Source organism: Anaeromyxobacter sp. Fw109-5 (assembly GCF_000017505.1).
Lineage (GTDB): Bacteria > Myxococcota > Myxococcia > Myxococcales > Anaeromyxobacteraceae > Anaeromyxobacter.
Genome location: NC_009675.1, coordinates 542784 through 566285, shown reverse-complemented (window position 1 = coordinate 566285; position 23502 = coordinate 542784). Strand labels below are relative to the sequence as shown.

At 72.9% G+C, this 23502-nt stretch carries 22 protein-coding genes; 7 read left to right on the top strand and 15 right to left on the bottom strand.

The features are described 5' to 3' along the window. Positions 1 to 72 precede the first annotated feature (72 nt). The 8 genes from ANAE109_RS02555 to ANAE109_RS02520 form a co-directional block, all read right to left on the bottom strand. Positions 73 to 2016, bottom strand: a complete 1944-nt coding sequence (locus tag ANAE109_RS02555; protein ID WP_011984821.1) for a multicopper oxidase family protein — start codon at positions 2014 to 2016, stop codon at positions 73 to 75. A gap of 541 nt (positions 2017 to 2557) precedes the next feature. Continuing rightward, positions 2558 to 2944 (bottom strand): DUF302 domain-containing protein, encoded by a 387-nt coding sequence (locus ANAE109_RS02550; RefSeq protein ID WP_200860879.1) that lies wholly within the window; start codon positions 2942 to 2944, stop codon positions 2558 to 2560. Between the two features lie 149 nt (positions 2945 to 3093). Beyond that, positions 3094 to 4677, bottom strand: coding sequence for a hypothetical protein (locus ANAE109_RS02545; protein ID WP_011984819.1), 1584 nt, complete (start codon positions 4675 to 4677; stop codon positions 3094 to 3096). Between the two features lie 86 nt (positions 4678 to 4763). Continuing rightward, a complete protein-coding gene (locus ANAE109_RS02540) occupies positions 4764 to 5540 on the bottom strand; it encodes an outer membrane lipoprotein-sorting protein (RefSeq protein ID WP_011984818.1) in 777 nt (258 codons plus the stop codon). An 8-nt stretch (positions 5541 to 5548) separates the two neighbouring features. After that, on the bottom strand, positions 5549 to 6856 hold the full coding sequence (locus tag ANAE109_RS02535) for an ABC transporter permease (RefSeq protein WP_011984817.1): 1308 nt from the start codon (positions 6854 to 6856) through the stop codon (positions 5549 to 5551). Position 6857: 1 nt separating this feature from the next. Further along, positions 6858 to 8996, bottom strand: coding sequence for an ABC transporter permease (locus ANAE109_RS02530; protein ID WP_011984816.1), 2139 nt, complete (start codon positions 8994 to 8996; stop codon positions 6858 to 6860). Next, complete coding sequence (locus ANAE109_RS02525) at positions 8996 to 9709, bottom strand: ABC transporter ATP-binding protein (protein ID WP_011984815.1); 714 nt, start codon at positions 9707 to 9709, stop codon at positions 8996 to 8998. The genes ANAE109_RS02530 and ANAE109_RS02525 overlap by 1 nt, the downstream gene beginning before the upstream one ends. Before the next feature lie 114 nt (positions 9710 to 9823). Beyond that, positions 9824 to 10006, bottom strand: a complete 183-nt coding sequence (locus ANAE109_RS02520) for a CPXCG motif-containing cysteine-rich protein (protein ID WP_011984814.1) — start codon at positions 10004 to 10006, stop codon at positions 9824 to 9826. 24 nt (positions 10007 to 10030) lie between these two features. Here ANAE109_RS02520 and ANAE109_RS02515 point away from each other — a divergent pair, with 24 nt between their 5' ends. From ANAE109_RS02515 to ANAE109_RS02505, 3 genes are all read left to right on the top strand, one after another. Beyond that, positions 10031 to 10693, top strand: a complete 663-nt coding sequence (locus ANAE109_RS02515; RefSeq protein ID WP_041448075.1) for a Smr/MutS family protein — start codon at positions 10031 to 10033, stop codon at positions 10691 to 10693. 118 nt (positions 10694 to 10811) lie between these two features. Further along, positions 10812 to 11273 (top strand): hypothetical protein, encoded by a 462-nt coding sequence (locus tag ANAE109_RS23895; protein WP_011984812.1) that lies wholly within the window; start codon positions 10812 to 10814, stop codon positions 11271 to 11273. A 280-nt stretch (positions 11274 to 11553) separates the two neighbouring features. Continuing rightward, positions 11554 to 12036 carry an enolase C-terminal domain-like protein gene (locus ANAE109_RS02505; protein WP_234945316.1) on the top strand — a complete coding sequence of 161 codons (483 nt, stop codon included), beginning with the start codon at positions 11554 to 11556 and terminating at the stop codon, positions 12034 to 12036. Between the two features lie 24 nt (positions 12037 to 12060). Here the strand turns inward: ANAE109_RS02505 and ANAE109_RS02500 are convergent, their stop codons facing one another. Both ANAE109_RS02500 and ANAE109_RS02495 read right to left on the bottom strand, forming a co-directional pair. After that, the gene (locus tag ANAE109_RS02500; RefSeq protein ID WP_011984811.1) at positions 12061 to 13437 is read right to left on the bottom strand and encodes a hypothetical protein; all 1377 of its coding nucleotides are present in this window, start codon (positions 13435 to 13437) and stop codon (positions 12061 to 12063) included. An 83-nt stretch (positions 13438 to 13520) separates the two neighbouring features. Further along, complete coding sequence (locus ANAE109_RS02495) at positions 13521 to 14213, bottom strand: RNA polymerase sigma factor (protein ID WP_011984810.1); 693 nt, start codon at positions 14211 to 14213, stop codon at positions 13521 to 13523. Positions 14214 to 14350: 137 nt separating this feature from the next. Between ANAE109_RS02495 and ANAE109_RS02490 the strand changes: the two genes are divergently transcribed. Further along, complete coding sequence (locus tag ANAE109_RS02490) at positions 14351 to 15307, top strand: NADP-dependent oxidoreductase (RefSeq protein ID WP_011984809.1); 957 nt, start codon at positions 14351 to 14353, stop codon at positions 15305 to 15307. A 46-nt stretch (positions 15308 to 15353) separates the two neighbouring features. Here ANAE109_RS02490 and ANAE109_RS25460 read toward each other — a convergent pair whose 3' ends face one another. Together ANAE109_RS25460 and ANAE109_RS02485 are read right to left on the bottom strand one after the other, a co-directional pair. After that, complete coding sequence (locus ANAE109_RS25460) at positions 15354 to 15524, bottom strand: hypothetical protein (protein WP_200860878.1); 171 nt, start codon at positions 15522 to 15524, stop codon at positions 15354 to 15356. Between the two features lie 207 nt (positions 15525 to 15731). Beyond that, positions 15732 to 16268 carry a hypothetical protein gene (locus tag ANAE109_RS02485; RefSeq protein ID WP_011984808.1) on the bottom strand — a complete coding sequence of 179 codons (537 nt, stop codon included), beginning with the start codon at positions 16266 to 16268 and terminating at the stop codon, positions 15732 to 15734. 436 nt (positions 16269 to 16704) lie between these two features. Between ANAE109_RS02485 and ANAE109_RS02480 the strand changes: the two genes are divergently transcribed. Next, complete coding sequence (locus tag ANAE109_RS02480; RefSeq protein ID WP_041448071.1) at positions 16705 to 18966, top strand: transglycosylase SLT domain-containing protein; 2262 nt, start codon at positions 16705 to 16707, stop codon at positions 18964 to 18966. Between the two features lie 125 nt (positions 18967 to 19091). Here the strand turns inward: ANAE109_RS02480 and ANAE109_RS02475 are convergent, their stop codons facing one another. Beyond that, positions 19092 to 20399: a glycosyltransferase gene (locus ANAE109_RS02475; RefSeq protein ID WP_041448070.1), complete on the bottom strand. Its 1308-nt coding sequence runs from the start codon at positions 20397 to 20399 to the stop codon at positions 19092 to 19094. A 427-nt stretch (positions 20400 to 20826) separates the two neighbouring features. Here ANAE109_RS02475 and ANAE109_RS02470 point away from each other — a divergent pair, with 427 nt between their 5' ends. Together ANAE109_RS02470 and ANAE109_RS02465 are read left to right on the top strand one after the other, a co-directional pair. Beyond that, complete coding sequence (locus tag ANAE109_RS02470; RefSeq protein ID WP_041448069.1) at positions 20827 to 21144, top strand: helix-turn-helix transcriptional regulator; 318 nt, start codon at positions 20827 to 20829, stop codon at positions 21142 to 21144. Continuing rightward, positions 21141 to 21545: an SRPBCC domain-containing protein gene (locus ANAE109_RS02465; RefSeq protein ID WP_011984804.1), complete on the top strand. Its 405-nt coding sequence runs from the start codon at positions 21141 to 21143 to the stop codon at positions 21543 to 21545. The genes ANAE109_RS02470 and ANAE109_RS02465 overlap by 4 nt, the downstream gene beginning before the upstream one ends. Positions 21546 to 21688: 143 nt before the next feature. Here the strand turns inward: ANAE109_RS02465 and ANAE109_RS02460 are convergent, their stop codons facing one another. Beyond that, positions 21689 to 22351 (bottom strand): peroxiredoxin, encoded by a 663-nt coding sequence (locus ANAE109_RS02460; protein WP_011984803.1) that lies wholly within the window; start codon positions 22349 to 22351, stop codon positions 21689 to 21691. A gap of 173 nt (positions 22352 to 22524) precedes the next feature. Further along, entirely contained in the window at positions 22525 to 23436 is a 912-nt protein-coding gene (locus ANAE109_RS02455; protein WP_011984802.1) for an alpha/beta fold hydrolase, read from the bottom strand. Positions 23437 to 23502 lie beyond the last annotated feature (66 nt).

Genomic DNA, 23502 nt, shown 5'->3' with positions numbered 1-23502 from the left:
GTAAGAGCAGGGCCCCGTCGTCCGCGACGGGGCCCTTTCCTTTCACGCCGTGAGGAGCGCCCGCGCCGCTCGTTACTCCAGCGCCGGGCACTCGCCCACGCAGTACGGCCGCATCATCTCGTTGTCCTCGTGCTCGACGATGTGGCAGTGCCACACGTACAGGCCGGGGAGATCGAACTTCGCCTTCACCCGCGTGATCTCGCCGGGGTAGGCGATGACGGTGTCCTTGTAGCCCGCCTCCCACGGCTCGGGAGCGCGCGTGGCCCCGCCGAACGGCTGCCGGTCCACCACCTGGAACTGGACCTCGTGGATGTGGATGGGGTGCGCGTCGGCGGTGAAGTTCGACATCTCCCAGATCTCCGTCGCGCCCAGCCGTGGGATCTCCGTGACCTCGTCGTCCCAGAAGAGCGGGACCGGCTCGGCGCCCTCCATCGTCCCGAGCAGCGCCGCGATCGGCCCTTCGCCGCCCATGGTGGACTCGAGCTCGTTCAGCGAGAGCCGGCGCGTCGCCGTCGCCGGCGGGAGGGGGGGCGCCGCCGGCAGCTTGAGGCGATCGACGGGCAGGCTGCCGTCCCTGCCCTGGAGCTCCACGACCCTGAACTTCATCACCTGGCCGGTCGTCTCGGGATCGGCAGGATCGAAGTCCTCGACCACCCTGCCGCCGCCGAACGGCTCGTCGGGCGCCTCGTTGACGAGGAACAGCTCCGTCCCCGGCTCGAGCCCGGTGAAGTCGACGATGACGTCGGCACGCTCCGCCAGGCCGAGGAGGAGCTGGTCGAGCACCACCGGCGAGGGCAGGAATCCCCCCTCGCCGCCGATCTGGACGAAGTGGAGCGCCGGCTGGGCCGGCCGCTCCTCCAGCGCATCGCCGGCGATCTTCAGGATCAGGAACCGGGAGTTGCAGCCGTTCAGGAAGCGGAAGCGGTACCGGCGCGGCTCGACCTCCAGATACGGCCAGGTGCGCCCGTTCACGACCATCGTGGTGCCGAAGAACTCCGGGTTCCAGATCGGCGATACGTCGCTGTCCGGGATGTACGGCTGGGGGAAGCCGTCGAAGAAGGCGCGCGTGGCCGGGTAGAACAGCGAGCCGTCGCTCTTGAAGGAGCGGTCCTGGATGGCGATCGGGATCTCGTAGAACGTCCCGAAGGGATCCGAGCCGACGGTGGGCGCTGGTCCCGGCAGGCCCGCGGGGAGATCGCCCGGCCCGCGGCGGAGCAGGTAGAAGCCGGCGGGGCCGGCGTAGACGTTCACGCGCGTCATCCCGAGGGTGTGGTCGTGGTACCAGAAGGTCCCCGCCCGCTGGTCGTTCTCGTACTGGAACGTGGCCGTTCCAGGCTCCCACTCCACGCCGTACTTGCTCTCGAAGAGGGCCTTGAACGGAGCGTACCAGCGGCCCTCCTTCGCGAAGTCCTCGAACGCTTCGTCGGAGTATGCCGCCGCGGGCAGGAACCACGCCTCGGCGTAGCCGTCGCTCTCCTGCGCGTTGTGACCGCCGTGCAGGTGCGGGACCATCGGGACCGGGCCGAGGTACGGCTCCACGACGGGCGTCGAGGGGCGCATGTCGCGCCCTTCGACGCCGCCGGGCGGATTGGCCCAGTGGAGCGTCTGGTCGACGGGCAACAGGTGCGGGAGCGGAGCGCCCTCCTCGTCCACGAGGTCGTTGATCCACTTCACGCGCACCGGCCGCGCGAAGCGGGCCTCGATCGTGAAGGCGGGGTAGTTGAGCGTGCCAGGATGATTGACGGAGCCGTAGCTCCACACGGTGGTCTGGGGATATCCGACCGGCAGGATCTGCTGGCTGAGACTTCGAACGGCGATCTCGTAGTAGTCGATGGGGCCCACTCCTGGCACCACGGGCGTGCTCGTCACCGGCATCGCCGGCGGGATGACGAGGGGCCGGTCGTACTTGGGGATGGACTCGGGTACCGACGGGTCCTGCGCGCTCGCGACGGCCGCCGTGCACACGGCGAGGGCGACCGCGGGAGCCGCGAGGGTCGAGTGAACGGCGCGCCTCATGGGATTTCCTCCTCACCCCCGCGCGAGCGCGCTCGCGGGGCACTCCGCACGCCTCGCGCGAGTGGGGCGCAACCTTTGTGCGCGCGGCGCCCGGCGGGAGGAAATCCCCCGACGGCGGCAGGAGCGAGCTGTATTCACCACTCGTAAACAGAGACGCCCGCGGTACGAAAAGGCTTCCGCCGCACGCAGAGCGAATGCACACGCGGGCGCACGCCCGCATCCTCCGTCCGGGCTCCCGATGGGCTCCGTGACGGATCGTGTATTTCCGGCGGCGCGCGTGCCGGCGCGGCCGCGCGGGCGCAGGCGCGGGCGTTGAATGATCTCACGCCCGTACGCTCGCGGAGCGAGCACCTCGAGCGCGAGCCGGTGGCTTCAGCAGCCGCCCTGCCCTCGGCGCTCGTCCTCCTGCTGCGCCCCGTCACGGGGGCGCGGCGGCATCCCTCAGGTGGGCACGCCGGCGCGGGGCAGGATCACCCGCTGCAGGAGGATCCAGCCGGCGGCGAACGCCAGGAACGTCAGGAAGTCCCACTCGCCCATCGCGTCAGAGCTGCGCGAGGACGCGGGAGAGCTTCTCGCGCACCTGCCGGGCGATGGGCTCGAGGTTCGGGTCCTGCGAGGCGATCGTCTGCAGCGGATCGACCGCGGAGACGATCACCTTGCCCGCGTCGTCCTCCCACACCGCCACGTTGCAGGGCAGCATGACGCCGAGGCCGACCTCGTAGGTGAGCGCCTGATGGGCGAGCTTCGGGTTGCACGCGCCGAGGATCTGGTAGCGCCGGAAGTCGACGCCGAGCTTCTCCTTCACCGTCGCGGTCACGTCGATGCGCGTGAGGACGCCGAAGCCCTCCCCCTTGAGCAGCTCGGGGATCTTCGCGAGCACCTCGTCGTACTTGCCGCTCACCTGCTTCCGCATGCCGAGCTCGGCCACGTCCCACCTCCGAAGGTATCGAGTCCGTCCGTGGGAGCCGCGGCGCGCCGGATCGGTGCGCCGCCCGCCCCGATGGAGCGCGTCGTCGCCGGCCGCCCCTCGCGCAAGGCGCGCTCGGGGGGCGCGGCAACGTGCCCTGGCCGTTTCCGCTAGAGGGCCACGCGGAGGGCAAGCCCGAGCTGGAGCACGGGAGCCGGGACGGAGATGGCCTGGTCTGACGGCAGCCCTGGGGCGACGTCGGAGAGCGGGACGTCCAGGCCGAGCCGGAACTCGCCGCCGCGCGCGCCGAACGAGGCCGCGACGAAGGACTCGACGCGCAGGTACGTGAGCGCGAGGACGGCGTGATCGAGGCGGGCGACGAAGCTCCGGTCCGACAGGTTTCCGAGCACGGAGAGCGTGACGGTCGTGTCGTTCCAGCGGCCCGGTGAAGGGAGGAGCAGGAACGCGCCCGCGTAGTGCCGGCCCAGGTAGAACGGCCGGAAGGCGGTCGGATCGCGCTGCCGGAAGGGCGCCGCCAACTCCCCGGTGAGCTCCGGCGCGCCGGCGAGGAGGAACGGGTAGACGTCCTTGGAGTCGTAGCCGGCGTCGTCGAAGGAGTACTCGGCGCCGACCGTGAGCGCGTCCTCGTCGCTGTAGTTCGCGGACCAGCTCCCGCCGAGCACCACCGCCGGCGTGAAGCCCTCCGGATCGTCGCGGGCGTAGCGCGCCACGAGGGGGGCCCCCGGGTCCACCTCCGTCCAGCGCGGCGCGTCGCGGCTCGTGCGGAGGGCCGCCTCCGCGTAGACGTCGAGGTCCCAGATCCCCGCCGAGACGTCCACGCCGAAGCGCGGGCGCCGGCCGTCCTGGGCGAGCGCGTCGGCCCCGAGCTCGACGGTCCCGGCCACGATCTCCGCGCGCCCGCCCACCCCGATCCTGCCGACCCGGTTCGTGGGCTCCACCCGCCCGGCGACGTCCTCGAGCAGCGCCACGCCGTAGGCGTTCCAGCCGCGCCGCTCCCACGGCACGTGGACCTTGACCATCGTCGTGCCGGTCCGCTCGTCGAACACCGCGAGGGGGTCGCGTCGCACGGGGTGCAGGTAGTCGGTGGGGTTCCAGAACTTGCCCACGCCCCACTTGACGTGCTGCTTGCCGGCGGTCACGAAGACGTGCCGTCCGACGTCGAAGTTCACCCACAGCTGATCGAGGAGCACCCGCGGGCCGCGCACGCCCGTGACGAGCCCGCGCGTGCTGGTGGCGTCGGTCAGGAGCGCCTGCTCGGCGGCGGGGAGCGCGCTCTCGTCCGTCTCCGGGGCGGTCGGGTCGTAGCGCATGCGCGCGAGGGTGAAGGCGCGCACGCGATCGTTCGGGCGTGCGTCCAGCCACAGGTCGAGCAGGTTCGGCGTGGAGAGCGACCAGTCCGCGGGAGCGACCTCCTCCTGCCACAGCGCCTGCGCGCGCAAGTAGAGCTGTCCGCCCAGGCGCAGCGGATCGGCGACGTCGCGCGGCAGGATCCCCTCCGCCGGCGGCGGCGCCGCGTTCGGGGAGCCGGTCCCGCCGAACAGCTCCGCCTCCTCCGGCCGCGGCGACCCGGGGCGCTCCTCGGGCTGCCGGGGCTGCGGCTCCTGCTCCTCCTCGCCGGTCGCCTGCGGCGACTCTGCGGGGGGCTTCCCGAAGAGCTCCTCCTCGGTGGGACGCTCCTGCCCGAGCGAGGCCGTGGCGACGGCGAGCGCGGCGAGCGCGACGGCGATCCTCATCTCCCCTCCGTTCGATCGCGTTCCCAGGACCGTTCGTCCCGAGCGTAGCTCCGCCGCGGCGGAGCGAAGTCGAGGGACGACCCGGCCTACCGGCTCTTCGACTCCAGCCACGCCTTGGTGAACAGGTTCGCGGCGAGCGGCCGCAGGTCGATCTCCTTGATGAGGATGAGCGTCGAGTTGCCCTTCTCGATCTCGTCGAAGATCCGCATCTCCTCCGGGTACCACACGTCGGCGCGCTTGGAGGGCGAGAAGAGCTTCTTCCAGCGCGGGTAGTACGCCGTGCGCATGAGGCGGCCGGACAGGGCCAGCTCCTGGCGCTTCAGCACGTTCAGCGTCGCCCGGTCCACCCAGAGCCGCACCTTGGGGAAGGCCACGTCCACGCCGGGCTTCACGACGAGGAGGATGCGGTGGACGTCGTACGCGCCGAGCTTCTCGTCCGCCTCGAAGGTCGCGTCGTACTCCTCGACGAGGCGCGACTCGTCGAGATCGCCGCGCCGCGTGTCGGTGCCGCCGATCCGCTCGCGCTCGGTGCGCCGCTCCCAGCGCCCCACCGCCGGGTCGTAGAGCCACAGGTTCTTGTCGATGCGCAGGTAGCCCTTGCCCGCCTCGGCCCGCGGCTTCGTGAAGAGGAACATCTGCTTGTCGTCCTCGTCGCGCCGGTAGACGACGAGCTCGTAGACGACGTCGGTCTTCCCCTTCTCCTTCGCCTCCATGTAGCAGAGCGCCTTCCAATCTCCGGAGTTGCGCTGCCGCTCGTCGATGGTGGCGACGACCTTCGCGAGCTCGGGGGCGGTGAGCGCGAGGGCGGGTGCGGCGGAGGCGAGGAGGGCCAGGGCTGCGGTGACGAGCGGGACTCGGTGCATGTTGGGCTTCACCCGACGTGGTGCATGGCGGTGACCGGCTTCAGGCGCGCGGCGCGGCGCGCCGGGAAGATCGACGCGACGACCGTGATGGCGGAGAGGAGCAGCGCGTCGCCCACGATGGCGCGCGGATCGAGCAGGAAGGCCAGCCGCTCCTGGGCGAGGAACACCTGGACCGCCTCCGGCAGGGCGATGCCGGCCGCGTTCACCGCCACGGCCACGGCGAGCGCGACGGCCACGCCCGCCGCCGTCCCGAGGGCGCCGAGGAGCGCGGACTCGAGCAGGAACAGCCACATCACCTTGCGCCGCTGCATGCCGATGGCCCGCAGGGCGCCGATCTCGCGCGTCCGCTCGCGGATGGCGATGGCGAGGGTGTTGAGGAGCCCGATCACCACCACCACCATGAGGATCACGACGAGGAGGCCGGTGACCACGCGCAGCGCCAGGATGAACTGCTTGAACTGGCCCATCTCGTCGTCGGCGGTGGTGACGTCGAGCTTCTGGCCGGTCCAGTCCTCGCTCGGCACCGTCTGCATGAGCTTCATCCAGTAGGGCTGGGCGTCCGGCTCCATCACGCGGAAGCCCGCGTCCGCGAGCGCCGTCCGCAGGCGCGCCGCGACGCGCGGGGCGTCACCCGGGTCGCGCAGGTACAGGTGGAGCGCGCCGGTGGTCGCGGCGTTGAGGCCGTACAGCTCGCGCAGCGTGTCCACCTGGATGAACGCGGAGAAGGCGGACAGGAGCCCCACGTTCCGCGCGATGGCCGCGACGCGCACGTCGGCGGTGTTGTTCACGCCCCGGGCCGTCGGCGCCGAGAGGGTCACGACGTCGTTCACGCGCACCTTGAGGCGCTCGGCCTGGCCCTCGAAGAGCAACACCGTCCCGGGCTGCGCGAGCGCCTCGAGGTCCCCGTCCACCACGCGGAGCACGCTCCGGAAGGTCGGCTCGTTCGCGACGTCCACGCCGGCGAGGACGAGGTCCATCGACACGCTCTCCGAGACCGCCTTCGCCCACCCGCGGCCGCGCATGGTGACGTACTCCACCTCCGGGACCGTGGCGCGCACCGTCTCGAGCACGCGCGGGTACTGCGACACGAGCGGGGCGGCGCTCCCGCTCGTCACCTTGAAGAACCCGCCCACGTTCACGTCGCCCGTCATGAGCGTCAGGGCGGACTGCATCATCGACGACTCCATGCCGGCGGTGAGGGCGCCGAGGAGGACGAGGAGGGCGGTGACGGCGGCGAGCGCGCCGCCCAGGAAGAGGTTGCGCCGGGTGTGGCGCGCGAGGTTGCGTCCCGCGATCTGGAGGTCCACGCCGAGCACGTCAGTCCTCCGTCGCCATCGCCTCGACCGGCGTCACGCGCATCGCGATGACCGCCGGGTAGAGCGCGGAGAGGATCGCCACGAGGAGCACCACCACCAGCGAGCCGCCCACCGCCAGCGCGCCCAGGCGCGGGAAGAGCGCGGGGCCCGAGAACACGAAGTAGAGGAGGTCCGTGACCGCCGGGATCCCCCCCGCCGCCCGGATGCCCCACACCACCACCCCCCCGAGGAGCGCGCCCGCGATCCCGAACACCACCCCGACCGTCGCGATCTCGACGAGGAGCATCGTCACCACGAAGCGGCGCTGCGTGCCGATGGCGCGCATGGTCCCGATCTCCTTCACGCGCTGGAGGGTCGCCATGACCATGGCGTTGTTGATGATGACGAGCGCGATGGCGAAGAAGATGACGACCGCCGTGAAGAGGACGACGCGCAGCAGCGTCACGAACTGCCCGACGAGCCCCGCCGCCTCCTGCCAGTCCACCACCTTCAGCCCGAGCCCGGCGTCGCGGATGGCGGCCTCGACGTCGCGCCGGGTGCGGTCGAGCTGGCGTGGGTCCTCGAGGATGAGCGCCGCGTTGAGCGCCACGCCGCGCTCGAGCTCCTCGCGCGAGTAGACGCGCGCCGCCAGGTCCGCGGCGCTCGCCCGGTCCTCCTCGCGCCCCGCCACGAGGGCCCCCTCGTCGATCTCGGCGGCCCGCGCCTCTCCCACGAGCCCTCCTCCGCCTCCGAACAGCTCCGCCTCCGCCCGCTCGCGATCGAGCTCGCGCACGCCCATCGACTCCTGCAGGCGCCGGATCTCCGCCGCCTTCTCCGCGGTGAGGTAGCCGTAGAGATCGCGGAAGCTCATGAGGTCGAGGACGCTCATCATCCCGGCGATGCCGGAGCGCTCGATCCCCTTGAACTGCAGGAACCCGTAGACCTTCACGTTGACCGAGCTGAAGTAGCCGCTCTTCGACGGCGCCTTGATGGTGATGACGTCCCCCACGTCGACCCGGTAGAGGCGGACCTTGGGGGCGACGAGGTCGTAGAAGATCCGGTGGTTCCGGTCGAAGCTCTCGTCCGTGGTGGCGAAGAGCCGCGCGAGCAGGGGCTCCAGCGCCTCGCCCGCGGGCGCGCCCAGCGCGGGGCGGAGCTCCGCCGCGAGCTCGTCCGCGCGCACCGGGTCGAGCTGCAGCAGGATCTCGCGGATGCCGCTCCCGTTCTCGCGGACCCAGCGCTGCAGCTCCTCGTCCTCGGCGATCCGCTTTCCGCGGCGGTCGCGCGCGTCCTTGATCTGGTCGAGGCGCCGCGCGTTCTTGAGCTTCAGCCACTCCTCCGCGAACTGCCCCCCCACGAGCACGCCGCGGCGACCGCTGGGGATCCGCTCGCCCTTCACCACCTCGGCGAGCGGGAAGGCCTCGAAGAACGCGTCCACGTCCGTCCCGACGTAGCGCAGGAACGTGAAGGCGGTGTCCATCGCGAGCGGCGCGACCCGGTTCTCGAGGAACTCGAGGCTGCCGTAGCGGTCCCGGTCGAAGCCGTCCCAGAACCCGTCGGTGGCGGCGCGCTGGAGCGCCTCCCACTCCTGCCGGCGTTCCGCACCCTCGCGCCCGCCGGGATCCACGATCTCGCGGGCCTGGGAGATCTCCTCGCGCAGGAGCTGGACCATGCGCCGCACGTGCGACTGGTGCGCCGCGTAGGCCCGGCGGAGCTCGGCGTCGTCCGCGCCCGCCTCGAGCCGGCGCACGTCCTCCCGCAGCCGCTCGAGGGCGACGTCGAACGTGTTGCCGGTCGCGACCATCGCCTGGTCGATCCCCATCGGCACGACCTGCCGCACGTTCGGGACCTTCGAGAGGACCTCCTTCACCCGCGCGAAGTCCTCGATGGGCTCGAGGAGGGACTCGCCGCGCAGCCCGCCGTAGAGCTCCAGCGCCCCCTCCGAGCGCGCGTCGTAGACCTGCAGGTGCCCGCCGAGGCTGCCCTGGATCGAGGTGCGCATCCCGCGGTCGATCGAGTCGAGCACCGACGAGCCGACCACCACGATGAGCGAGCCGACGAGGACGATGGCGCCCAGGATGGCGGTGCGCACCGGGCTCGCGGCGAGGTTGCGGAAGGCGATGCGGAGGAGCACCCGCACCGCGTCGCGGCGCTCGGCCATCAGCGGCCCCCCGCCGAGGCCGCGCCGTCCAGGTCCTCGCGGCTCGCGAGGCGCCCGTCCTCGATGCGGACGAGCGCGCTGGCGTGGGCCATCACCTTGGGATCGTGGGTGGAGAAGATGAAGGTGGTGCCGTCGCGGCGGTTCATCTCCCGCATGAGGTCGATGATGTTGCCGCCGGTCTCGGAGTCGAGGTTGGCGGTGGGCTCGTCCGCGAGGACGAGCGCGGGGCGCGTCACGAGCGCGCGCGCGATGGCCACGCGCTGCCGCTGCCCGCCCGAGAGCTCGCTCGGGCGATGGCGCGCGTGCTCCTGGATGCCGACGGCGTCGAGGAGCGCGAGCACCCGCTCCGCGCGCTCCTTCCGCGTCTGCCCGCCCTGGAGGAGCAGCGGGAACTCGACGTTCTGGAACACCGTCAGGACCGAGACGAGGTTGAAGCTCTGGAAGATGAAGCCGATGGTGCGGAGGCGCAGCTCGGTGAGGGCGCGCTCGGAGAGCCGGGCGGTGTCCTGACCGGCCACCAGGACGCGGCCCGCCGTGGGCGTGTCCACGCAGCCGACGAGGTTGAGGAGCGTGGTCTTGCCGCTGCCCGACGGGCCGGCGATGGAGAGGAACTCGCCCTCGTCCACCGAGAGCGAGACGTCGCGCAGCGCCGGCACGACGGTCTTCCCGAGCATGTAGTCCTTGGAGACGTGCTCGACCGAGACGATCGACATGAAGCGTTCCAATCTGCCGCGGCTGCGGTCCGCGGCGGGGGAGCATTCTGACACGGACCATGTTGCGGGAGTGTGAATCCGTGAATCCTGCGAGCGCCCCCGCGGTCGCCCTCATCAGTCGTCCTGCCGCGCGAGGCCCACGGCGAACCCGCCGGGCTCCTCCTCGCGCGCGTGCACGATCCACGGCCGGCAGCAGACGGGGCAGTCCTCGACGTAGGTCTGCTCCGCACCACCGCCGGGATCGACGAAGACGACGACCCACTCGCCGCAGTAGGGGCACTGGATCTCGATGTCCACGGCGCCCGCCGTTATAGTCGACGGGTGGGCAAGAAGCCCTTCAACAATCCGTTCGACAAGCTGAAGGAGCGCGCGAAGGCGATCCCCGCACAGCCGCGCTCTTCGCCGCCGCCCCCTCCCCCGCCTCCCACTCCTGCCCACGAGGTGACGGAGGAGGAGCTGTGGGAGAGCGCGACGTCGGGCGTGCGCCCGCTCGACCGCGGCCCCGGCGTGGCCGCGCCGCCGCCGCCTCCACCGGCCGCGGGCCCGTTCTGGCACCCAGACCTGGAGGCGATCGACGAGCTGCGCGCGCTCGTCGCAGGGGACGCGCCGTTCGACCTCTCCGACACCGACGAGTTCATCGAGGGCCGCGCGGCCGGCCTCGACGCGAACCTCGCGCGCAAGCTGCGACGCGGCGAGTTCGCGGTGCAGGGGCACGTCGACCTCCACGGCATGACGCGCGACGAGGCGAAGGGCGCGGTGGAGGACTTCCTGCGCCGCTCGCGCCAGGCCGGGAAGCGCTGCGTGCTCGTCGTGCACGGCCGCGGCCTGCACTCGAAGGATCAGCTCCCGGTCCTCAAGGACGCCCTGAAGACCTGGCTCGCCACCGGCCGCTTCGCGCGCCACGTCCTCGCGTTCGCCTCCGCGCGACCGGTGGACGGCGGCGCAGGGGCGATCTACGTGCTCCTGCGGCGTCCCGGGCGATGACCCGGGACTCGGCGAGGCGCGCCCGGCGCCGTCGCATTCGCCGCGAGTCCATTGTCATCCTGCAACGGCCGGCATATTCCTCGAATGCGCACGCCCCTTCGGCTGCGCGAGGAGAGACATGGCTGCAATCCCGGCGAAGCACTCCATCGGCGACGCGATCGACGCCGCGGTAGAGGCGGCCGTCGCGCGCGCCCTCCCCTCGCTGCGGCGGGCGATCGACGCCGCCGTCGCGGCGGGCGTCCGCGCGGGCAAGCCCTCCGCGCGCGTCGCTGCCCGCACCCCCGTCCCCGCCGCGCCCGCGCGGACCGCGCGCCGGAACGTGGCGGTGCCGCGGGCCGGCGAGATCACCCGCTGGGTCGCGGACCAGCGCGCGCGCCGCGTCCCGACCTTCGTCATCGAGGCGACCGGCCTCGACACGAAGAAGCAGATCGTCGCCCGCTTCGGCGCGAACTCCGCGTTCGCGAAGGGCAAGCCGCTCCCGCACGCGAAGCCCGCGCAGGCGCCCGCCGCGCCCGCGAAGACCGAGCGCGTGGTGAAGGCGAGGCCGCCCATCGTGCGGAAGGCCGCGGCGGCGAAGTAGCGGTCCAGGGCAGGACCTCTCTCCCCTGCGGAGCTCGGCCGCGGCGCTTCCCCCCGAGGGCGCGCCTCCGCTCGCCGTGCGGTCGCCGCTCGCCGCGCTTATCACGCGCAGGCGGCGACCGACGCGGGAGGCGCGCCATGCCACTCCTTCAGGGCGGTGCGAACGGCGCGACCCTTTCCAGGCTCACGGTGCGAGAGGTCACCGCCCGCGGCGTGGTGGTGCCGCTCGGGCGGCCGGTCTCGACCGTGTCGGGTCGTTCGGCGAGTGGCCGTTGCTGCTCGTGGAGCTCCTCACGGAGGAAGGCGTCACCGGCCGCGGATACCTCGCGCCCTACCTGCCGCGATCGCTGAAGTACCTCGCGCCGATGGTCCGCGACCTCGGCGCGAGGCTCGCGGGCGGCCCGGGTGGCGCCGGTGCAGAACGGCGACGCCGCGCGACGCTCGTTCACGCGCTCGCGGCGCAGGCGTGCGACCTCGTCATGCCCGACCTCATGCGGATCGGTGGCGTGACGGGCTGGCTGCGCGCGGCCGCGCTCGCGGCCGCGTGGGGGATCGACCTGTCCTCGCACCTGTACCCGGAGATCTCGAGCCACCTCATGCGCGTCACGCCGACGGCGCACTGGATCGAGTGGCAGGACTGGGCGCACCCGGTGCTCGGGCAGCCGTTCCTCGTGAAGGACGGGTTCATCCACCCGCGCGAAGTGCCCGGGAACGGCCTCGCTTGGGACGGGGACGCCGTCCGGCGGTACGCGGTGGAGTGCTGAGTGCGGCGGGGACGACCGGCGCGATCACAGCGACCTCAGGAACTCCACGAGCGCCGCCTTCTCGCCCGCGTCGAGGCCGAGGTCGAGGTGCTCGTCGTAGTGGTTCACCACGTCCTCGAGCTTCGCGAAGCGGCCGTCGTGGTAGAAGCCGCCCTTCTGGTGCGCCCAGAGGCCCTTCAGCGGCGCGGTGCGGTAGCGCCCGTCCGGCGAGCGGTCGGCCTGGAACGAGTCGATCCCGATCTCCTCGGGGGTGTGCAGGTTCCAGCCGGGCTCCGTGTACAGCGGCGGGACGTGGCAGGTCGCGCACCTCGCCTTGCCCTCGAACAGCGCCTTCCCCTGCGCCGCGAGCTCGCGGTCGAAGCTGCCGTCGGGCGGCGCCGGCGCCGGGAGCGCGAGCTGGTAGAGGTGCAGCGCGGGGAGCTTCGCGGTGACGAGGTCCGGCGTGTTCCGCACGTTCCCGAAGCCCTCGCGGGCGGCGATGGGGAACTTCGCCGCGTCGTCCAGGCGCGGGTCGAAGAACGTGCCCTGCCCGTGCATCTCGAGGTTCGCGACGAGCCCGTTCCAGTGCGTGACCGATCCCCAGCCGGTCCAGGTGTGCAGGTTCACGCCGGCGAGGCCGTAGGCCGGCGGGAGGAGCGTCGCGGCCGGCTTGCCGTCGGGGCGGAACGCCTTGCCGTCGAGCACGAGCTCGGCGTCGAACTTCCCCGGCCCCCAGCTCCGCAGCACCGAGCGCACCGTCGCGTCGTCGACGCCGAGGAGCGTGGTGAAGGGCGACAGGTCCGGCGCCAGCGCCACGATGGTCCCCACGTCGAGGTCGCGATTCGCCCACCCGTCGAGGCGGCGGCCGACCCCCGGCGCGAGCGAGTCGTCGACGGTCGAGTGGCACAGGGCGCAGGTGATGCCGGCCGAGGTCAGCCGGTCGCCCTCGAAGACGCCCTTCACGCCGACGACGGCGCCGAGCTTCAGGAGCGCCAGCGTCGTGGCCGGGTCGTCGAGGTCGACCTCGCCCCGGCGGAGCTGCTGGCGAAGGTTCGCCGGCAGACCGTCGGCGTCGACCTTGAGACCCACCGCCAGCGCGGCGCGCGGGCTCACGCCTTCGCCGACGCCGCCGTTCGCGGAGCCGGCGATCGCCTCGTGGAGCCGGAGCTGGCCGCCCCAGAACGCCTCGTCGCCGAAGGTGTCGAACCGGAAGGTCTCCCGCCCTTCGAGGAACGCCTTCGCGGCGGCCCGCGCGACCGGCTCGCTGGCGAGGCGCTCGAGCGTGTCGTCGCCCTTCGCGGCCGCGACGGGCTGCCCGGTCCCCGCGATCACCGCCGCCGACGCGAGCGCGCCGAGCGACGTCAGCGAGATCCCCATGATCCTGGTGAGCTTCGATCGATCCCTGCCCCTGGAAAGCGCCATGACGTCCTCCGGATGCTGACTCACGATTGGACGCGCCAGCGCGCCGGGGGTTGCAGCGGGGGCCGGACGATCTCGCCCGCGCGCTATCCGCTCGTCCGCGGTCGGGCGCCGATCGAGGAGAGCACCGAGTGGACGACCCGGTCACAGCGGGGAGCGAGGAACGCGAACGCCTGCGGCGCGGACTGGCCGACCTCCCCGGCGAGGATCTCGCGCAGCGCGAGGCGCGCCCGGTGGAGCCGCACCTTCACGTTCTCCTCCGAGAGCTCGAGCGCCTCCGCGGTCTCGGCGGTGGAGAGCTGCTCGACCTCCCGCAGCACGAACACGATGCGGTGCTCGTCGCGCAGCTGGGCGACCGCTCGCTCCAGCAGCGCGGCGGCTTCGCTCCTCGCCGCTCCGTCCTCGGGCCCCTCGTCGCGCGCGCCGCGGGTCATCTCGTCCACCTCCACCGAGAGCTCCACGCCGGCGACGCGCTGCCTCCGCACGAAGCCGAGCGCGACGTTGAGCGCGATCCGCGTCAGCCACGTACCGAACGAGGACGCCCCCTCGAACGCGGCGAGGGCCCGGTAGGCGTGCAGGTAGGTCTGCTGCATCGCGTCCTCCACGTCCGCCGAGTCCCGGCGCAGCACCGCGCGGATGGTGCGGTACACGCGCTGGTTGTGGCGGCGCATCAGGAGCTCGAACGACGCGGTGTCCCCCGCGAGTACGCGGTGGACCACGGCCTCGTCCGGGGCGCCGCCCGCCTGGAAGCCCCTCGCCGAACCAGCGTCCTGTGCCATCGGATCCTCGTTCCCTTCCCATTCGATGCGCGAGCCGACGGGTGGTTACACGGGTCCAGTCGGGCCCGCCCCGGGGCCGTGCGCCGGTGCCCGCTCGCGTTATGGCTGCGGGGTCGTACCAGCGAGGAGGAGCTGCCATGCAAGCGTCCGTTCCAGCGCAGATGAGAGCAGCGGCATTCGATCGGTACGGCGGCCCGGAGGTCCTCCACACCGAGACGCTCCCGGTGCCGCAGCCGGGGCCGACCCAGGTCCTCATCCGGCTGGACTCGGCCGGCATCGGCGCCTGGGATCCCTACCTCCGGTCCGGGGAGGTCGAGCTCGGTCCGAGCGGGTTTCCGCGCGTCATCGGCAACGACGGAGCGGGCGAGGTGGTCGCGGTGGGCGATCGCGTGCGCGGGTTCCGCATCGGCGATCGCGTCTACGCGTACTCCTTCGACGCCGGGTTCTACGCGGAGTACGTCGCGGTGAACGAGGACGAGGTCGCGCAGATCCCACGCGGTCTGAGCGCCGAGGAGGCGGGCGTGCTCGGCGCGGACGGCGTGACGGCGGTGCGCGGCCTGGACGATCAGCTGCACCTCGGGCCGGGACAGACGCTCCTGGTGTACGGCGCGAGCGGCGGGATCGGGCACCTGGCGGTGCAGCTCGCGAAGCGAATGGGCGCGAGGGTCCTCGCGGTCGCCTCCGGGCGGGACGGCGTCGAGCTGGTCCGGAGGCTCGGGGCGGACGCGGCCGTGGACGGCAAGCGGGACGACGTCGCGCGGGCGGCGCGTGACTTCGCGCCTGCCGGTCTGGACGCCGCGCTCGTGCTCGTCCACGGCGAGAGCCTCGACCCCGCGCTCTCCGCGATGCGCAAGGGCGGCCGCGTCGCGCACCCCAACGGCGTCGAGCCGGCGCCGACCGCGCCTCCCGGGGTGACCCTGCTCTCTTACGACGGCCAGCCGGGCCGCGACGCGTTCGAGCAGCTCAACCGGCTCATCGGCGCCGGCCCGTTCCACGTCGAGATCGGGCGGGTGTACGCGCTCGACGACGCGGCGCGGGCGCACCGCGAGATCGGACGGCACCACCTCGGCAAGCTCGCCCTGCGGATTCATTAGCCCCGGCCCGGCTCGGCCGGGTCTCAGGGCAATCGGCTGGAGGAGGTCAGCGGCGCTCGGGTTCGCGCTTCTTCTCCTCCTCCTCCTCCTCGAAGACGCCCTTCTGCGTCTCGTGCTCTCGCTCGATCGGCGGAGCGACGGTGCGCTCCCGCGTCTCGCGGTCATCGCTCCGAGTCTCGGGCTCGGGTCTGGCGTTTCCACGGTCCTGACGTTTCATGTCGCTCCCTCCTCGACCAGAACCATAGCGTCCGGCTCCCTCCTACGCCCGGCCTCACCTCCGCTGGCGGCCAGCGCGGGCGCGCGCCCGCCCGCCCCCACCCTCGACCGCCTCCCGCGCTCCAGAGCAGCGCCCAAGCGCGCGGGCGCCGTGCAGGGGCGAGTCGCGAACCCCGGTCACCCTGCCGGCGACCGGGGCTCCCTTCCTTCACTTCTTCCCGGTCGAGGTGACCTCGAGGCGCTTCGCCTGGAACTCGCCGCCGCTCCGGTCGAGCGACGCGCGGACCTCGGCGCCCTTCGCGATGTCCTCGAACGACGCCTTCTCCCCATCGATCGTGATCTTCGCGTCGGGGGCCACCTTGAACTGCATCGTGGCGGTGCCCGCGTCGATCGCGATCTCGCGCTCGCTCGGGTTCACGAGCGCCACGCGCCCGGACACCTGATTCTGTGAGGCGCCGGTCCTCCCCGGCTCGTTCGCCCTCCTCCCCGTGATCCCCGGCGTGGCCGCCGGCTCGTTGCCGAAGCGCCTGTTCTCCCCCTGCCCCTGCGTGACGGGCCGCGGGCTGCTGCCACCGGGCCCTTCGGTGCTCGTCACGCTCGGCGCCTGCTGCTGGGCGGCCGCCTGACTGGCCGAATCGCGGCTCGCCCCGCTCTCCGCGGGATCGGCCGCCGAGCCGCCGCTCTGAGCTCGCGCCGTCGTGGCAGCCACGAGCGCGGCCATCACCGCAAGCCTTCTGGTGTTCATCGGCTCTCTCCTCTCCGGCGGTCACGATGTGCGCTCGCCGCGGCGCGTGCCACCCGCCTTCGCTTTGCGTCTTTCGCCCGGGCCGTGCTCGAGGTCCCGCTGCATCGCACCCGAAGGCGAGAGCCCCCGCGGTGCGGCGCGACCGTCGCGGCGACGGCGGGCGCCGCCGATGTGCCGGCGCGGAGACACCTCGCGTGCCCCTGCACCGACGGTCACATCGCCGGCGCCATGCCGCGCCCGAGCGCGCCGGCCCCGTATTCGTCCCCGCGCGGCCCTGGCGTGAGTCGCCGATGTACGCGCTTCACCGCGCTCGGCGCGGGCTGTGGGAGTGACGCGCGCCGCTCGATCGGTACACTGACCGCCACCCGTGCATCGAGTGACGAGGCATACCGGCTCGCGCCGGCTCCGCACGCGATCCGGGTGTCGCTGGCTCGCCGTGCTCGTCGGGGCCATGTGGGCGACGGCAGCTCCCGCGCAGGAGGCCGAGGGCGACGCTCCCGTCGCGGAGAGTCAGCTCGAAGACCTGCTGGAGAGCGCCTCGCGCTCGCAGGGGGTCACCCGCCGTTACACGGAGGGCGACTTCGCGCCCTACTTCGCCTCGGGCGAGCTCGCCGAGGCCAAGGCGCTCTTCGACCGTGGCAGCCATGCGCGCGCACGCGCGCGGCTGCGTGGAGAGCAGCCGCCGGTGCGGTACCTGCGCGCCGTGTCCGCGCTGCGCGACGCCCCCGCCTCGGCGGTCGTCGAGCTCCGGGCCCTCGCCGACGACTACCCGCGGATGCGGGACCACTGCCTCTTCCACGCGGCACGCGCCCTGGAGCGGCTGCGGAAGCGCCGCGCCGCCGCCGACGTCTACGCGCAGGTGAGCCCCGGCTCCACGCTCTACGCCGAGGCCCGGCTCGGGCGCTCCCGGGTGCTCGAGCGCGGGCTGGATCTCGACGGGGCGCTCGACGCGCTCGTCCCGCTGCGCGAGCTGCCGGCCATCCCTCGCCACGATGCGGTGAGACGGAAGGCGCTGCTCGCCGCCGCGCGGCTGTGCCAGAAGAAGGGCGACTACCCGTGCGAGCACCGGGCCATGCTCGAGCTGTGGGCCACGAGCCCGCTCTCGCGCGAGGCGAAGGTCGTCTGGGAACGCCTGAAGGAGCTCCCGATCCCGAACCGATGGCGGCTGCGGCGAGCCGAGTCGTTCCTCGCGTTCCACGACAACCTCGAGGCGTTGCGGCTGGCGCGGCAGGTGAAGACCCCGCTGCCCGACGAGCACGCCTGCACCGCGTCGTTCGTGATCGGCAACGCGCTCCGGAAGGAGCGGCAGCACCGCAAGGCAGCCGCGGAGCTCGGACCGATGGTCGAGGCGTGCAAGAGCTCCGAGCTTCGGCCTCAGGCGATGTACGTGCTCGGGTATTCGCAGTCGGTGATCGGGCAGGACGCGGTGCGCACCTACGAGGCGCTGGCGCACGAGTACCCCGGCCACGCCTTCGCCGACGACGCGCTGTTCTTCGCCGCCGAGCTCGACCTGCGCGGCGGACGACGGGCCGTCGCGCTGGAGCGACTCGAGCAGGTGGCCGCCCGCTACGCCACGGGCAACTTCGCTCCCGAGGCGCTCTTCCGGCTCGCGTGGGAGCACCGGACGGCCGGCGCGCACGAGGAGGCGCTCGCCGCGCTCGACCGGCTGGACCGCCTCCCCGGCCTCGGGCGCGAGCAGCGCCTCCGGTCGCGCTACTGGCGGGCGCGCACGCTCGCGGACAAGGGCGACGCCGCGGCCGCGCCCGCGTTCGCCGCGCTGGCCGCCGATCACCCCGCGGAGTGGTACGGCCTGCTCGCCCGCGCGCGGCTCCCCGACCTCGCGCCGCTCGTGGCGTCCCACCGCACGGCGTCGTCCTACGCGGCGGCGACGGTGTGGCCGCTGGAGGCGGGGCCGCTGGGGGACGACCCGCGGTTCCTCGCGGGGGTGGAGCTCCTGCGGATGCAGCTGCCCGACGGCGCGGCCGAGCTGCTCGCCATCGATCGGCGCAGCCTGCCCGAGGACGCGGCGCGCCTGCTCGTGGAAGCCCTGCAGCGAAGCGGGAGCTCCGCGGCCGCCGCCTACGTCGCGCGCACCACGCTCGGGCGCACGCTGACGGGCGGGATCGACGATCGCACCGCCGACGTCTGGCGCGCGACGTACCCGCTGCCCTTCCGGAGCCTGGTCGAGCGATGGGCGAAGGCCTCGAGCGTCGATCCGGATCTCCTGCAGGCGCTGATGCGGGAGGAGAGCCGCTTCAACCCGTGGGCGCGCTCGGCGACCGGTGCCCGCGGCCTCACGCAGCTGATGCCGCGCACCGCGCAGGACGTGGCGCGCGGGCTGAAGCTCGGCCGCGTGAACCCGGGCATGCTGCACCGGCCTGCGCTCAACATCCGCCTGGGCGCGGCCTACCTCGCGGAGCTGCTCTCGGAGTACGAGGGCTCGATGGTCCGGGCGGTGGCGGCCTACAACGCGGGCCCGGTCGCGGTGTGGCGATGGGTGCGGGCGAGGCCGGACGAGGACGTCGACGTGTGGGTCGAGAAGATCCCCATCACGGAGACGCGGGACTACGTGAAGCGCGTCCTCGGGAGCTACGGGGCGTATCGTCACGTCTACGGCAGGGGAGCCGGTCCGCTCGAGGACCGCTCGCCTCGCGCCCGCGGCGATCGCGGGGAGCCGAAGCCCGCGAGGCGCCTGTAGGCGACCACCGCGGCCGGGCGGGCGGCGCGCCCGGCGAGCGTGGTACGCCAAGGTCACGACGAAGTGGAGCCCACGCAGCCGTGCCCGACCGTGAGATCGACGGGGCGGGCGTAGCCCGCACGTGATCATCCGGGCGCCCGGCGCCGCCCGCGCCCCAGCTCCCGCTCGAGGATCTCCACCGCGAGGCGCGCGCCGTCCTCCGCGCGGATCGTGTGGCCGAGGTCCCGCGCGCGCGCCGTCATCGCCCCGCGCTCGAGGGCGCACGCGATCGCCCTGGCCAGTCGTTCCGCCGTGAGGCGTGCACGCGGGATCGGCGCCGGTCCGACGCCCAGGCGCCGCACCCGGTCGCCCCAGAACGGCTGATCGGTGATGAACGGCACGACGACCTGCGGGACCCCGGCGCGGAGGGCAGCCGCGGTGGTCCCGGCGCCGCCGTGGTGCACGACTGCGGCGACGCGCGGGAACAGCCAGGAGTGAGGGATGGAGTCGAGCGGCAGGATGCTCGACGGGAGGTCCGCGGCGTGGTCGTCGAGGCCGGCCCAGCCGGACAGGAGGATCCCGCGTCGACCGACACGATCGAGCGCCTCCGCGACGATCCGGACGTCGCCCCTCGGATCTTCGCTCACCATGCTGCCGAAGCCGACGCAGACGGGCGGCGAGCCCGACGCGAGGAACCGAGCGATCCTCGCCGGCGGGTTCCACCCGGACGGCTCGTCGAGGAACCAGTAGCCGGTCAGGTGCAGGTACGGGGCCCAGTCCCGCGGCCGCGGCACGACGTTCGGGCTCACGCCGACGAGCACCGGCGGCTCGGCTCGATGCATGAGCTCGAAGGCGGAGCGCGGGTAAGGGGGGAGCCCCAGGACGTCGCGCCGCAGCCGGATCGCGCTCTCCCGGTTGAGGCGCCACAGGAGGCGCTCCGCCGCCCAGTGGCTCAGGCGGTTGTAGCCGGGGATGAAGCTCGCGCGCGGGGGGAACAGGACGCTCGGGAACTCGCGGGTGGAGAAGGCCGGCGCGAGCAGCGCCGGCACGAAGGGGACCCGGAGCTTCTCGGCGAGGGAGTGGCCCGCGACGGCCGCCATCGGCGCGAACGCCACCGCGTCCACGCCCTCGCAGGCCGGCAGCGCGTCGGCCGTGAACCGCGTCATGTGTCGCGCGAAGAGCGCCGCGACGAGCGAGAGCTGGGAGAAGCTGTTCCTCTTGCCCGCGAGCTCCGCGAGCTCGCCATTGCGCACCCGCTCCCGGACGCTCTCCGGTGTCGGCCAGTCGTCGCCGCCCGCTGCGTGAAACGTGACGCCGTACTCCGCCGCGAGCGGTGCGAACACGCGCTGCGTGACGAGCGTGCAGGCGTGGCCGGACCGCGCGAGCGCCCGCGCGAGCGCGAGGTAGGGCTGGACGTCGCCACGGGAGCCGGCGGTGAGGAGCGCGATGCGCATGGCAGGCCGCCTCCCCGCGGCCTCGCACGGCCGCTGCCGGCGGACCATGCACGCTCCGTACTAAACCATGGTTCGTGACTCGCGATCACCTTCGGTGTCGCGAATCACGCCATGGTTTAGCCATGTCCTGACGGGGGCTGCGCCCCCGCCCCGCCGAGCGAAGCTCGTCGGGGCCCCACCCCTGCTACGCGGGGCCCGGGCGCGCTTCGCCCCTCGGGGCTCGCGCGCCGTCCCGCGGGCGCGGCTTCGGCGCGCTGTTTCCGAATCGCGCACGGTCGTTTAGACCCTCGACCGACGCTTGTCCAGGCGCGGCTCCCCGGCGAGCGCCGGGCTCGCGCGCCCGCCCCGGAGCAAGAGCGGAGCGGCCGCGGAGCGACGCGTCGGGTTCTGTTGACGCGTCGGGATCTCCCGACCTATGTTTCCCTGCATGCCGCAGCCCGACGTGTTCTCGGCGCTCGCGAATCCCGTCCGCCGAAACATCCTGATGCAGCTCCGGAAGGGTCCTCGCGCCGTGAAGGACCTCGCCGCCGGCTTCGACGTGGGGCGGCCGGCCATCTCGGAGCACCTCCAGGTGCTGCGCCAGGCGCGGCTCGTCCGCGAGGAGCCGCGCGGACGCGAGCGGTATTACCACCTCGATCCCCGTCCCCTCTCCGAGGTGGACACGTGGCTCGAGGCGTTCTCGCGCTACTGGGAGCGCCGGCTCGTGGCCCTCGGCGAAGTCCTCGACAAGGAGAAGACGCGATGAGCACCCCCGGGATGATCCACCTCGAGCACGTCTATCCCCACCCACCGGCCGCGGTGTGGCGCGCCCTCACCGACCCCGAGCTCCACGCGAGGTGGTGGGCCGCCGGCGACGTGCGCCCCGTGGTCGGCCACCGCTTCACGCTCGACATGGGCAGGTTCGGAAAGCAGCCGTGCGAGGTGACCGCGGTCGAGCACGAGCGGCTGTTCAGCTACCGGTTCGCGACCGGCTCGCTCGACACCACCGTCACGTGGCGCCTCTCCGCGGAGGGCGAGGGCACTCGTCTGTCCCTCACGCACGAGGGGTTCGATCTCGACTCGCCCCTCGCCCGTGGCGCCTGGGAGGGGATGAAGGGAGGCTGGCCCGCGATCCTCGAGCGTCTCGGGGCGGCGCTGGGCGCATAGCTCCGACGCGGCCGGGCCGCGTGTCGGCCGTGCAAGCAAGGACCGAGCGCCCGCGCTCGCCTCACGCCGACACCGAGCGTGTGCGGATGCTCGCCGCGGCGCTCGATGAGGTGGATGGCGGGGTCGCGGACGCGCCTGGAGGACTACCGGGTCGGCTGGTGAACGAAGCGGAGGTAAGGCCGGGGGGCGCGCCAGCCCTCCGGGTACTGCCTCCTCGCCTCTTCGTCGCTCACGGAGCCGGCGATGATGACGTCGTCGCCCTGATGCCAGTTCGCGGGAGTCGCCACCCGGTACTTGGCCGTGAGCTGGATGGAGTCCAGGACCCGGAGCACCTCGTCGAAGTTGCGACCGGTGGTCATCGGGTACATCAGGATGAGCTTGATCCTCTTGTCCGGCCCGATGAGGAAGACGGTGCGCACCGTCTGGTTGTCGGCCGGCGTGCGCGCCTTGGCGTCGCCGCTGACCGTCGCCGGCAGCATGTCGTAGAGCTTCGAGACCTCGAAGTCGGCGTCGCCGATGATGGGGTAGTTGGGCGCCGCGCCCTGGGTCTCCTGGATGTCGTGCGCCCACCTCGCGTGGTCCGCGACGGAGTCCACGCTCAGGCCGATGACCTTCGTGTTGCGCCTGTCGAACTCGGGCTTGATGCGCGCCATGTAGCCGAGCTCCGTGGTGCACACCGGCGTGAAGTCCTTGGGGTGAGAGAAGAGGATCACCCACTGGTTCCCGATCCACTGGTGGAAGTCGATCGGGCCCTGGGTGGTCTGCGCCGTGAAGTTCGGCGCCTCGTCGTTGATTCGGAGGGGCATCGTCAGGCTCCTTTCGATCGCAGGCGGGTGGTAATCGCGGCGCCCGCGCGCGCCGCGCGAAGGTGGGCCGCCTCGACGCTGGAGCGCGCCGGCGGATCGTCCCAGGGGGTGCAGGTCAGCCGAGTGTGAGAGCGATTCGACGCCCGCGCCGCGCCGGGCGACGTCCGAGCGCGTCAAGCGCGCGGAGCCGTCTCCGCGCGCTCGAGGAACGGCAGCAGCTCCCGCAGCAGCAGCTCCGGCACCTCCTCCGGCAGGTAGTGGCCGGAGGGCAGCGGGCCGCCGCCGACGTCCCCGTCGGCCACGCGCCGCCACTCCTCCAGCGGCCGGAAGCATCGATGGACGGTTCCGCGCTCGCCCCACGACGCGAGCACCGGGCAGCGCACCCGGCGTCCGGCGTCCCGGTCCGCGCGATCGTGCTCCAGGTCGATCGTCGCCGCGGCGCGGTAGTCCTCGCACGACGCGTGGATCGTGGCGGGGTCCTCGAAGCACCGCAGGTACTCGGCGAAGGCGGCGGCCTCGAACGGCCAGCGGCCCTGGCTCCAGCCGCGCAGCTTCTCGCGCAGGAAGAACCCGGGGTCCGCGCCGATGAGCCGCTCCGGCAAGGGCTCGGGCTGGATGAGGAAGAACCAGTGGTAGTACGCCCTCGCGAAGTCCATGTCGGTCTGCTCGTACATGGCGAGGGTCGGCGCGATGTCGAGGACGGTCAGGGAGCGTGCGCGCGCGGCGTGATCGACCGAGAGCCGGTGCCCGACGCGCGCCCCGCGGTCGTGGCCGACGACGTGGAACGACTCGAAGCCGAGCAGGCCCATCGCCTCCACGAGGTCCTGCGCCATCGCGCGCTTCGAGTACGGAGCGTGGTCCGGCGCGCTCGGGGGCTTCCCGCTGTCGCCGTAGCCCCGCAGATCGGCGGCGACCACGCTGAACCGCGCGGCGAGCGGCCCCGCCACCCGGTGCCAGATGGCGTGGGTCTGCGGGTAGCCGTGGAGCAGGAGCACCGGCGGCCCGCTCCCGCCGGCCCGCGCGTGGATCCGCGCGCCGCGGGTCTCGAGATCGTGGACCGTGAAGCCGGGGAAGAGCTCGGGCATGCGCCGAGGATAATCGGCGGCGCGAGCGCGCACCGTGGCGTCCCCGCCCGACGCGATTCGAGCGCC